The following is a 12,015-nucleotide window of genomic DNA, read 5'->3' as shown; positions in this document are numbered from 1 at the left end:
TGATGAACTAGGGTAAAGCTGATAAGGATAATAATCCCATGTTTACTACCATAAAAAAGACCGTCATTGGTATATTTACCATTGTCCGCAGCATGTGGATGGTCAATAGTCATGCGCTCAGACCGCGTGATACCATCCTTTATCCTGAAGAGCCGGTACCTGTACCGCCGCGTTTTCGTGGACGTATTGTCCTAACGCGTGATCCTGATGGAGACGAGCGCTGTGTCGCTTGTAATTTGTGTGCGGTGGCATGTCCGGTAGGGTGTATCTCATTACAAAAAGCCGAGCGTGAAGATGGACGCTGGTATCCAGAGTTTTTCCGTATCAATTTTTCACGCTGTATCTTTTGTGGATTGTGTGAAGAAGCCTGTCCAACGACAGCGATTCAAATGACCCCAGATTTTGAACTGGGTGAATATAAGCGCCAAGATTTGGTCTATGAAAAAGAGCATTTGCTCATTTCAGGACCAGGTAAATATCCTGATTATAACTATTATCGTGTGACAGGTATGGCGGTAGCAGATAAACCAAAAGGCGCAGCACAAAATGAGTCTGCACCGATTGATCTAAGGAGCTTGCTACCATGATGAATATTTTGAACCATCCTGAATTGGCTGGGTTTTATTCACTTGCAGCAGTGGCGATATTTGCCAGTCTGCGCGTAGTGACTCAGGCCAATCCAGTGCATGCTATCTTATCGATGATTGTGTCGTTGTTAGCAATTGCTGGGATATTTTTTGTATTAGGTGCGCCGTTTGCAGGTGCGTTAGAGATTGTTGTTTATGCTGGTGCCATTATGGTGCTATTTGTCTTTGTCATTATGATGCTTAATTTGGGCATGAGCAATGACGAGCGCGAAGAGCGTTGGCTTGATGCCGGCACTTGGGCGATACCGACAGGATTGACGATAATCATTGCCGTTGTGCTCTATGCGATGATTGGTATCAATCACGATGAAGCTGTCATGATGGGTGGCACGACTATCTCTGCCAAAGCAGTCGGTACGGTGTTATTTACCAAATACATTATGCTGGTTGAAGTAGCAGCATTGCTACTGCTAGCAGCACTGGTTGCGGCCTATCATTTGGGTAAAGAATCGATCGATGAAGAGATCGTTGGTAACGATAGCCAAGAGTTTCAGCCGAGCGTGGGTAGTATTGAGCTGTACGATAATGACAGCACTCACACAGAGCATGATGCCGTACAAATGGCTAAGCCTTACGAATATAAAGATGTTGACCCACATGACTATGTAGGTATGAAGGTTGGTACGAAAGCAGGTATGAAAACAGGTGCGAACAAAGTCACGCGCAAGGAGTCAGACTAATGGTACTAGCAGCAAGCGTGGCACAAGATGTGTCAAACGTGCCGTTTGCCCACGAGGTGGCAGGCTTAGTACAGCCAGTTGCCGAGGCGCAGAACGTACTGGGTATGATACCCATGAGCCATGGACTGATTTTGGCAGGAATTTTATTTGCCATTGGTCTATGCGGCGTTATGGTACGACGTAACTTCCTATTTATGCTTATGAGCCTTGAAATCATGATGAATGCGGCGGCATTGGCATTTGTAGTGGCGGGAAGTCGCTGGGTCGATCCAGACGGACAGATTATGTTTATCTTTATCTTGACCTTGGCTGCGGCCGAAGCGTCAATTGGTCTGGCAATATTATTGCGTTTTTATCATCAGCGTGGGCATCTAGATGTCGATAGCGCCAATGAGATGAAAGGATGATGTCATGAGTTTATTACCATTAACCTTTATATTCCCGCTCATTGGCTTTTTGATTTTAGCCTTTATGCGCGACAAATTATCGGAGACAGTCGCAGCGATTGTTGGCGTGGGTAGCATGCTGTTATCAGCATTATGTACGCTGGTGGTTAGTTATACCTTTTTGACCACCAATCCAGCTGGAACGGTAATTGAGGTTCCGCTGTGGACATGGTTCCAAGTTGGCGACTTTGCCCCGCATTTCGGTTTGAGCTTTGATGGTCTTGCATTGACCATGACAGGTGTTATCACTGGGATTGGCTTTTTGATTCATCTGTTTGCCTCTTGGTATATGAAAGGCGACACTGGCTTTGCCCGTTTCTTTAGCTATATGAACTTGTTCGTAGCCAGTATGTTGCTACTGGTACTCGCAGATGATTTGTTCTTGCTATATCTTGGCTGGGAAGGCGTGGGCATTTGCTCGTACTTACTGATTGGTTATTACTACCATGATAGAGCCAATGGCCGCGCAGCGATGAAAGCCTTTACCGTCACGCGTGTCGGTGATGTGTTCTTAGCCTTCGGTTTGTTTTTATTATTTCGCGAGTTCGGTACGCTTAATATTCAAGAAATTATTACGCGCGCGCCAGAAGTATTCGATGTTAATAACCCAACGATGATGCTTACCACGATGATGTTGGTCGGCGGCGCGATGGGTAAATCAGCCCAGTTGCCACTACATACATGGCTTGCTGATGCGATGGCAGGTCCAACACCAGTATCGGCATTGATTCACGCTGCAACGATGGTTACAGCAGGTGTTTATTTAATCGCCCGTCTACATCCATTGTTTGAGCTGACCCCAGGTATCTTGTTGTATTGGGTTGGCGGCGTAGGGGCATTGACGTTGGTCGTTGCTGGATTCTGTGCGCTCGCACAAACCGATATCAAGCGTATCCTTGCTTATTCGACCATGAGCCAGATTGGCTATATGTTCCTAGCATTGGGCGTTGGCGCATGGCAAGGGGCTATCTTCCACTTGATGACCCATGCTTTCTTTAAAGCACTATTATTCTTATCATCAGGTGCGGTCATCCTAGCGGTACACCATGAGCAAAACATCTTTAGGATGGGCGGCTTACGTAAAAAGATACCCTTGGTATTTTGGTGTTATATCGTTGGTGGCGGTGCACTTGCTGCCATACCTTGGGTTACCGTTGGTTTCTACTCTAAAGAAGCGATTCTTTGGGAGACTTATGCCACCGGTCATCTGGTATTGTTCTACATGGGTGTGTTTGGCGCTTTCTTAACCGCACTTTATACCTTCCGTATGATTTGGATTATCTTCTTTGGTGAAGAAAAAACGCCTGCGCACAAGCTGTCAGGGATGTCATATTGGCTACCACTTACCGTGCTACTGGTGTTATCAACTGCTGTCGGTGCGTGGATTACACCGCCATTGCAAGGTGTGTTGCCAGAGAGCGTTGGGCATCTACTAGAAGTGGCCGGTCAAGCAGAAGCGAAACATACAGCAGAATACATAGCGATGGGCGCCATGCTCGCCGGTTTGGTATTGGCCGCATTATTATATGTGGTAAATAAAGGTCGTTTGCTCACTAGCTTTAAGCGCTCACGTATTGGTGGGGCACTATATCACTGGTGCTACCATGGCCTAGGTTTCGACGCGCTATATGATGTAATTTTTGTAAAACCCTTTTTATTCATCGGCCGCTTATTAAAAGCCGACCCTATCGATAAAACGTGGTTGCTGTTACCTAAGCTGGCTTCAGCAGGTAATAAAGTATTGTCTGCGACGCAAACAGGGTCTCTTCGAGGTTATGCCACAAGCTTTGGCTTGGGTATGGCTGTATTGCTGGTGCTGGTAATGATGACGGTGGTGTAAAAGATGATTGAGTTACAACAAACGTGGATGCTACCAGCATTAATCGCAATTCCTTTTATTGCAGGATTGCTATGCTGGGTGGTAGAGCGATTTAATAAACGTCTGCCGCGCTGGATTGCCTTGATCGGTATGATGTTGACCTTTGCTTTGTCATTGGTACTTTGGCAGCAAGGTGATTTTAGCGGTATGAGTAAGCAGGTCATTGCACCAGATGCTACCGTGCCTTGGGTCGCGGAGTTCAGTGTGCCATGGATACCAAGTTTTGGTATTAGCTTTCACTTAGCGCTAGATGGTTTGTCATTGATGATGGTGGCCCTAACAGGGTTGCTTGGTGTGGCAGCCGTTGCTTGTTCGTGGAATGAGATTCAGCGCCGTGTTGGTTTCTTCCATTTAAACTTGCTATGGAGTTTGGGCGGCGTCATCGGTGTTTTCTTGGCCATTGACTTATTCTTATTCTTCTTCTTTTGGGAGATGATGCTGGTTCCTATCTACTTCTTGATCGCGCTTTGGGGTCATGATGTGGTTGGCAAAACCAAAGAATACGCCGCAACCAAATTCTTTATCTATACCCAAGCGTCTGGGCTTATCATGCTCATCGGTATTTTGGTATTGGTCATTATCAGCTACGCCCAAACTGGGGTGGTCAGCTTTAACTATAATGACTTGCTCGGTACGTCACTTGGCGGCTGGGAATATCCCATCATGCTGTGCTTCTTCATTGGTTTTGCGGTGAAGTTGCCTATTGTACCTTTTCATGGCTGGTTGCCAGATGCGCATGCGCAAGCACCAACGGCAGGTTCGGTGGATTTGGCAGGTGTGCTCATTAAGACTGCCGCCTATGGTTTGATTCGTTTTGTGTTGCCGCTATTTCCAGTAGCGTCACAAGAGTTTGCGCCGATAGCGATAACATTAGGTACGATTGGTATCTTCTACGGTGCATGGCTTGCGTTTATGCAGACCGATATGAAGCGTTTGCTGGCCTATACCAGTATCTCGCACATGGGTTTTGTGGTACTAGCAATTTATGCTGGAACATTACTCAGCTTACAAGGTCTAATGATTCAGATGCTTGCTCATGGCTTGAGCTCAGCCGCACTATTCATTATGGCAGGACAGCTATATGAGCGTCTGCATACACGCGATTTGACCTTGATGGGTGGTATGTGGGGACAGTTCCGCTACTACGCACCGATACTGATGTTCTTCTGTGCTGCGTTGCTCGGTATTCCTGGTACGGGTAACTTCATTGGCGAGTTCATGATTTTATTTGGCTCATTTGCTCAGTATCCTGTGTTTGTGGTTTTTGCGACATTCAGCTTGGTGCTTGCAGGTCTATACTCACTTATTTTGATTCATCGCGCGTTATTTGGTGAAAACAACATCGCTGCATTGGCAGAGCGAGAGACTAAGTCACATGGTTTGCCTGCACGTAGATTAAAAGATTTGGGCAAGCGCGAGCTGTCATTACTATTGATGTTAGCGGCTGGTTTGGTATGGCTCGGATTATATCCACAGCCGTTCCTTGATACCTCAAGTCATGCTATGCAGTGGATCAATAACGCATATATATACAGTCAAGTGACACAGGTAGATGCGTCGCAGCTGCTTGATGTAATGGAGGCACGTTAAGTCATGAATGATATTACGATGAATGATTTGATAGGATTGTTGCCTTACGCGCCGATTATCGCCGTAGTGATTACGGTATTGACGGTTATGATCGCGATTACCTTTAAACGCTCGCATATGGTCACTGGTACGATTACAGTGGCAGGCTTAAACATTGGTCTATTTACCCTGATCGGTCAGATGATCGGTGTGATTGAAAGCGGATCTATCGCGCCAAACGCTGAGCAGTTATTTGTTATAGATAACTTTGCTCAGTTTAATATGGTGGTGATTTTTATCTGTGCCTTGGCTTGTTGTACGCTGTCTTATGCGTATCTGGCTAATCTCAAAGACAATAAAGAAGAGCTGTACTTGCTCATGCTGCTATCGACCATTGGTGCATTACTCATGGTAAGCGCGCAGCATATGGCATCATTCTTTATGAGTCTAGAGATGCTGTCAGTACCACTATATGGCTTGCTCGCTTATACTTATATGCGCAACCAGTCACTTGAGTCGGGATTGAAGTATTTGGTATTGTCGGCGACTGCATCAGCGACGTTGCTGATGGGTATGGCCTTTATCTATGCAGAAGTAGGCTCACTAGCATTTAAGCCAATCAGCATGGTGCTAGGCAATATCTTTGAGTCGCCACTACTGATATTGGGCGCGGCAATGATGATGTTTGGTATCGCCTTTAAACTCTCGGCTGCTCCTTTCCATATGTGGACGCCAGATGTTTATGAAGGTGCACCAGCGCCTATCGCTACCTTTTTAGCATCCGTATCAAAAGTGGCGATGATGGCACTGGCCGTGCGTTTCTTAATCGATACCGCTTTGCTAGCATTGCCATCAGTGCAAATGCTATTGATGGTCATGGCAACGTTATCTATCTTGGTAGGTAACTTGTTGGCAGTACGTCAAACTAGCCTGAAACGTCTACTCGGTTACTCATCTATTGCTCATATGGGATACGTGATGATCGTGATTGTCAGCATTGGCTCTGCCGCTGATAGTATCTCTAGTATGTATATGGCGGTTTATGCCTTTACCTCTATCGGTGCCTTTGGCGTAGTGACGTTGATGTCGAGTCCATATCGCTTATCTGGTGAAGCCGATGAGTTGACGCATTATCAAGGGTTATTCTGGCGTCGTCCAGTATTGACTGCTGTGATGACTATCATGATGTTGTCATTGGCTGGTATTCCGTTGACGGCAGGCTTTATCACTAAGCTATTTGCTATCTTAGCAGCTGTACAAGGCACCAACTGGTTCTTGGCTGCGATGATTATCTTGGGTAGTGCGATTGGTCTATTCTATTACTTACGTGTGTTACTCACGCTGTTCAAACGTCCTAAGCAGTTCATCGAGTTTGACGTGTCTGGGCAATGGGGTATTCGTACCGGTGGTATCATGGTCATTGCTGTGACGGCGATTATTCTATTCTTTGGTATCTTGCCAAATAGTATGATTGAGTGGGCAAGTTTGGCTCGCATTTGGTAGTGTCGCTGAGTCAATACAACAGATAAGTCTCTGCGATCTATCTGTTGTTACGGTTAAAAAACCAAGATGCGCCAGCTTTATGATAAGCTTGGCGCATCTTTTTTATGCTTATCTTTTTGGCATTTATCTTCTTTTGCCTATCAAAGGTATCTTATAAAAATACAGTTTAATAAAGTATAAGTGACGAATAATTATGAGTGATAATATTCAAACAGTAACGGTGCTCAGCAAAACCACATGGACGCCAAACTTATTTAGCTTTACCGTCAGCCGTCCCGATAGTTTTAAGTTTACAGCGGGGCAGTTTGTACGCTTGGGCGTCAATCCTAGTCAATTAAAATATTATCAACAGACTGAGGCAGGTGATGAAACTGCTGATACCGCATTGAATGAAGATGTCTTTCGCGCGTATTCGATAGTCTCTTCGCCCTTTGATGAGGTGATAGAGTTCTTTTCTATCGTAATTCCTGAAGGTGCATTTACCTCGCAATTACAGCACTTACAAGTGGGTGATGAGCTACTGCTTAATACCATGCCATTTGGATTTTTGACATTAGCACGATACCAAAAACCATTGCCAAAAGATTTATGGCTGCTGGCAACAGGCACTGGCTTAGCACCGTTCTTGTCAATGCTACAAGATTTAAAGACATGGGAAGATTATGAGCACATTGTATTGGCTTATAGTGCTCGTTCGCTCGATGAACTTGCTTACGTTGAGAAAATAGAGAGCCTACAAGAAGACTTCGGCACGCTGGTTGATAATCCAGCAAAGCTTATCTTTATCCCAATCGTCACTCGTGAACCTGTCGAAGGCACGTTGTCAGAGCGTCTGCCAAAACTACTGCTAGAGGGAACGTTGCAAGAGAGTGCGGGTATCGCATTAGATATTGATACTACGCATGTCATGCTATGCGGTAACCCAGATATGGTAGAAGATACCAAAGAGGCGTTAAAGACATTGGGACTGGTGATGAATCGCCGCGGTGAGGGTAATATTGCCGTAGAGAACTACTGGTAGATATCGACTTCAATAAAAAACGCTGCATCTATAAGGCCAATAACCTCTAAGATGCAGCGTTTTTTTATGGGATAAGGCATTAGCAACTTACTCTTGGCTTGGCTCAGTCGCATCGTCTACAGGGTTAATAGGGCCTTGCATCAATTCAGGATCATCATCATCACCGATGATATCTTCGTTACTGCTGGCCGCCAGTAAATCACGATAATTAATCTGAGCCTTCAAAATCATTTGCTCTTCTTCTAGCTCGCCATAATTTATCTGTACCTTATGCAAAGTACTCATGATTTTCTTATTATTTTTTAACCAACGATGGATATCGAGATAAATCACTTCGTCTTTTGCGCGAGCAATATTGACGTAAGACAGAATGAAGCCCAAAGGATCTTTTTTGAGGACGCTATGATAAAACCAAATCGCAAGTTTGACGCCTTGGCATTTCACGAAAGATTCGCAGCGCAGATTTAAGATATCGGTATAAGTTTGCTGACCAAATACAAAGCGCTGCACGTTGCGATCGAGCTGAACGTGAACTAAGCGAAAGTTACTTGCCACCTCAGCATAGATGCCGCCTGCATTGACAGTGCAGTACAAACGAAACCAGTCATCATGCATCTCGACGCGTAGCTCTAAAATGGCTTTTACATTGTCGGTGACGAATTTTTGTAGTGCATCATTAACGTAAGTCTGTGCCACGGGCAATGACAACTCATCTTCGAACTTGTCCGTCGTCTTATTATAGATATCTTTAACCGATTGGGCGATACGCTCCCAACCACTGCCGAATGACTCGTCAAAACGATAGCCAATACTCTCGAAGAACTCATCAAAATTGTCTGAATTATTCACGTTATCAAAGTCACTCAAACTTATTATCCTTATAGGGCGCGTCATTCAATCGGTGACGTAAAAATGGCTAAACAAACTTTGCAGGCTATCATTAATTTAAACGAAAGCTAATCATCTATAATTTCTGAATATCTACGACCATTAGTAATTTTTATACTGATAGGTAGCAAAAGCGAAAAACTGACCTCTGATACTAGTGCGTAGTGAATCTGCACTTACTGTGCTGCTTATTCATCTACTGTGCCTAATTAAGACGATGCACAGTTTTGATTGTTGCAAAGTATCGTGCTGCTAATTCTATTGTGCTAAAGCAGTATATAACAAATACAGTGGCTTCAAAATGAACACATGCGTTTTATAGCAATTCATTTGGTATAGACAGTGTTTCGTCTGCCTTATATATTCTCAAATGCACGTTTTTTAATTAGCGGATAAGGTTACCAATACGGCATAGCAGATGTCAAAATGCCGTCTCAGTGCTTATACTGGCGACATAATTCTATGTCATGTTATGATAGCGCCAGTATAAATCATGCCTATCGTTACAACACTTGTTAAATAGTGCTTTGTACTGATTTGCTCACAAGCTGAGATTTATTGTGGCCTATATAAAAGACTCACAGAGCTATCATTTTTCCGCGCAAGCTCCCAAGCGCGATATAAGTTTGCCTGTCGCTATTGTTATTGCGGTGGCTGTTCATGTGCTGATTATTTTCGGGATTAGCTTTTCTATGGGAAAAGACCCAGCTGCTATGATGCAAGATGTGGCAAAGGCGCTGACCGACAATATGCAGCCCAATGAAGATGCGCACTTTATTGCCAATGCTTCGCAAGAGGGCGGCGGTACAATAGAAGAGCAGCTCAGACAAGAAAACAATCAGCTGAGTGCAATGTCTGCTGATCAAATGAGTGAGACTCAAGACATCGTTAACTTACAGCGTAAAGTGCGTCAGCAGCGTTATCAAGAGAGTTATCTACGCACGACGTTAAGTTGGCGTCAGGCCACTGTAGAGTCAGATAATGACAGCGAGCAAGCGCAAGATGATGCGATGGCGCAAGAAGAGCGGCTACGTAAGCAGATTGCAACCTTAGAAGCTCAGCTATCTCAGCGTCAGCAGGTCTATGCGACCAAATCCAAAGTTGTGACGATGGATAGTAATTCGACCACACGGGGTGCGGCAGCCGATTATATCAATACATTCCGCGAGCATGTCGAGCGAGTGGGCAACTTGCATTATCCCGTGCAAGCGCGTGCCCAAGGTATTACGGGTGAAGTACGCCTTATGGTTATCATCAGTAACGACGGTAATATTAAAGCCATTCGACTGCTTGAAAGCTCAAACTCTACGATATTGGATGAAGCGGCCAAACAGTCGGTACGACAAGCAGCACCCTTTGGTAAGTTCACCGAAGACATGAGCGATATCGTCGAGCTGCGCTTGATACGTACTTACCGCTATAGTGATACAGTCGAAGTAACGTACTAAGGTTAACGTATTCAAGCACTAAGAAGACAGGTGCTAAGAAGACAAGCACTAAGAAAAAAGCTACTAAGAAAAAGGCTACTGAAAAAAATGTCACTGAAAACACAACTACTAAGAATAACGCTTAATGCACCATTTTTTATCATTACAGATATCCAAGTTCATAACACACAGCTATAAAATAAAGAGTCAGTATGGAATTTTTAGGTTTTACCGTAGATGTCGCTACCTTAACGAGCAACGCCCTAGAGCTGGTCATTAAAGTCGCTTTAGCAATACTTATATTTATCGTTGGACGTTGGCTTGCCAAAAAGGCAGTCGCTTTTTCCGATCGCCTGATGACGCGTAGCCATCTGGATGAGACAGTTGCTAGTTTTTTAAGTCGTCTATTGTATGGCGTGCTACTGGTCGTAGTAATTTTAGCTGCGCTTAGCAAAGTCGGTGTACAGACTACGTCTGTCGTCGCAATCTTAGGTGGTGCCGCTGTTGCCGTTGGTTTGTCATTAAAAGACCAGCTATCGAATTTTGCCGCTGGTATTATGATTGTGACGTTTCGCCCGTTTGTACGCGGCGATTATGTACAGATTAGTAGCTACACAGGTACGGTGACTGAGATTACTTTGGTTAATACCCATCTGACGACCATTAACAATCACGATATCATCATTCCTAATAGCGATATCACGACTTCACCTGTGGTCAATTATACAGCGCTACCCAATCGCCGCGTCGATATCACCGTCGGTATTGGCTACGATGCTGATATCAAAACGGCGAAAGATGTGATGTTAAGTCTGGCAAGAAACAATCCATTGGCTTTCACTGATCCTGAGCCTATCGTACGAGTGACCAATCTAGGCGACAACTCAGTAGATCTTACCCTAAACGTTTGGACAACTAATGCCGACTGGTGGTCGATGCAATGCGAACTACTAGAGCAATTCAAGCAAGCTCTAGATGACGAGAAAATTGAGATTCCATTCCCGCAGCGCAGTGTCCATGTTAAAGGCTTAGACCATATGATCAACCAAATGGGTCAAGCGCAAAAGCTACCATTAACTAAAGATTAATGAGTAGCTGCCTAATAGTTATAAGGCTGTTTAATAAAGCAGTGCTAGTTTAGACATAAGGGTTTGGTAGGTTTAGGCCTGCCAATATCTCAATTTCAAAGTACTCCATCTCATCTTGCTCAGCTTGTCCGAGCTCATGATCAAAACCCAGTAGGTGTAGCACGCCATGCACTAGCAAATGGCTGATGTGCTGCGCCACGGTTTTGTCCTGCTCAGCCGCTTCACGTACCATCACTTCATGACAGATAACCAGCTCTCCAAGAGGCAACGTTGGCATTAGCTCAATGACGGCAGCAGGCAATTCGCTTGGATAAGACAAAATATTGGTCGCATAGTCCTTGCCGCGTGCTTCTAGATTTAAAGCACGACCTTCGACGTCATCAGTGATATATATATCCAATGTTTTAGACTTTTCCTGCCACAGCTCAGGATCGATATCTGCAAAATAGGGTAGGGTCAGACCATTATTAATACGACCGTCTATATAATCCAAAGTCGCCATCATGACTGATAATAAATGCTCGCGATTATAAAAAGTATCTAATATTTCATCATCAATACTGTCGGTCGCACTGATATCAAGGGCTGCTAAGCTGGCATGGTTGCTAGCGATCTTGTCGTCAAAATTAGTATTGTCAGGTTGGCTCATATTGCTGTCCTTTTTATTATAAATGTGTTTCTAATGCTGCATCGTCTAGGTGATTTATTTGCCAGTTTTTTACTATAAAAGTAGTTCAATCACTGTTTATCTTATCGCTAAATTTTTGGCTAATAAATAGAGACCAATGTATAAAATGTATAAAGGCTACTATAGCTAAGTTACTGGTGGGCGACTAGTAGCGAAAGAGCTAAATTCAATAAACTGCT

Annotated in this window: 11 protein-coding genes; 9 read left to right on the top strand and 2 right to left on the bottom strand. The window is 44.4% G+C overall.

From position 1 onward, the window contains the following. The first annotated feature begins 38 nt into the window (after window positions 1-38). The 7 genes from nuoI (at window position 39) to CXF60_RS04965 (ending at window position 7,745) form a co-directional block, all read left to right on the top strand. Window positions 39-587 (top strand): NADH-quinone oxidoreductase subunit NuoI, encoded by a 549-nt coding sequence (gene nuoI / locus CXF60_RS04995; protein WP_010198902.1) that lies wholly within the window; start codon window positions 39-41, stop codon window positions 585-587. Beyond that, window positions 584-1,327, top strand: a complete 744-nt coding sequence (gene nuoJ, locus CXF60_RS04990) for an NADH-quinone oxidoreductase subunit J (protein WP_102091040.1) — start codon at window positions 584-586, stop codon at window positions 1,325-1,327. Before nuoI ends, nuoJ begins: the two co-directional genes overlap by 4 nt. Window positions 1,328-1,425: 98 nt before the next feature. After that, window positions 1,426-1,734 carry an NADH-quinone oxidoreductase subunit NuoK gene (nuoK, locus tag CXF60_RS04985; RefSeq protein ID WP_025653102.1) on the top strand — a complete coding sequence of 103 codons (309 nt, stop codon included), beginning with the start codon at window positions 1,426-1,428 and terminating at the stop codon, window positions 1,732-1,734. A gap of 4 nt (window positions 1,735-1,738) precedes the next feature. Further along, window positions 1,739-3,613, top strand: a complete 1,875-nt coding sequence (gene nuoL / locus CXF60_RS04980; protein ID WP_102091039.1) for an NADH-quinone oxidoreductase subunit L — start codon at window positions 1,739-1,741, stop codon at window positions 3,611-3,613. Between the two features lie 3 nt (window positions 3,614-3,616). Continuing rightward, the gene (gene nuoM / locus CXF60_RS04975) at window positions 3,617-5,242 is read left to right on the top strand and encodes an NADH-quinone oxidoreductase subunit M (protein ID WP_102091038.1); all 1,626 of its coding nucleotides are present in this window, start codon (window positions 3,617-3,619) and stop codon (window positions 5,240-5,242) included. A gap of 3 nt (window positions 5,243-5,245) precedes the next feature. Continuing rightward, on the top strand, window positions 5,246-6,724 hold the full coding sequence (locus CXF60_RS04970) for an NADH-quinone oxidoreductase subunit N (protein ID WP_102091037.1): 1,479 nt from the start codon (window positions 5,246-5,248) through the stop codon (window positions 6,722-6,724). 193 nt (window positions 6,725-6,917) lie between these two features. Further along, window positions 6,918-7,745 carry a ferredoxin--NADP reductase gene (locus CXF60_RS04965; protein WP_102091036.1) on the top strand — a complete coding sequence of 276 codons (828 nt, stop codon included), beginning with the start codon at window positions 6,918-6,920 and terminating at the stop codon, window positions 7,743-7,745. Between the two features lie 87 nt (window positions 7,746-7,832). On the opposite strand, the gene CXF60_RS04960 is transcribed toward CXF60_RS04965, so the two are convergent. Further along, the gene (locus tag CXF60_RS04960) at window positions 7,833-8,612 is read right to left on the bottom strand and encodes a hypothetical protein (RefSeq protein WP_228707048.1); all 780 of its coding nucleotides are present in this window, start codon (window positions 8,610-8,612) and stop codon (window positions 7,833-7,835) included. A 581-nt stretch (window positions 8,613-9,193) separates the two neighbouring features. Between CXF60_RS04960 and CXF60_RS04955 the strand changes: the two genes are divergently transcribed. Both CXF60_RS04955 and CXF60_RS04950 read left to right on the top strand, forming a co-directional pair. After that, on the top strand, window positions 9,194-10,081 hold the full coding sequence (locus tag CXF60_RS04955; RefSeq protein WP_102091034.1) for a TonB family protein: 888 nt from the start codon (window positions 9,194-9,196) through the stop codon (window positions 10,079-10,081). Window positions 10,082-10,272: 191 nt separating this feature from the next. Continuing rightward, entirely contained in the window at window positions 10,273-11,148 is an 876-nt protein-coding gene (locus CXF60_RS04950; protein WP_101206253.1) for a mechanosensitive ion channel family protein, read from the top strand. Window positions 11,149-11,197: 49 nt separating this feature from the next. Here CXF60_RS04950 and ybeY read toward each other — a convergent pair whose 3' ends face one another. After that, window positions 11,198-11,797 (bottom strand): rRNA maturation RNase YbeY, encoded by a 600-nt coding sequence (gene ybeY, locus CXF60_RS04945; protein ID WP_102091033.1) that lies wholly within the window; start codon window positions 11,795-11,797, stop codon window positions 11,198-11,200. Window positions 11,798-12,015 lie beyond the last annotated feature (218 nt).

This window comes from Psychrobacter sp. 4Bb (assembly GCF_002836735.1).
Classification (GTDB): domain Bacteria; phylum Pseudomonadota; class Gammaproteobacteria; order Pseudomonadales; family Moraxellaceae; genus Psychrobacter.
Note: the sequence above shows the minus strand (reverse complement) of the source record. Positions and strands in the feature narration are given on the sequence as shown.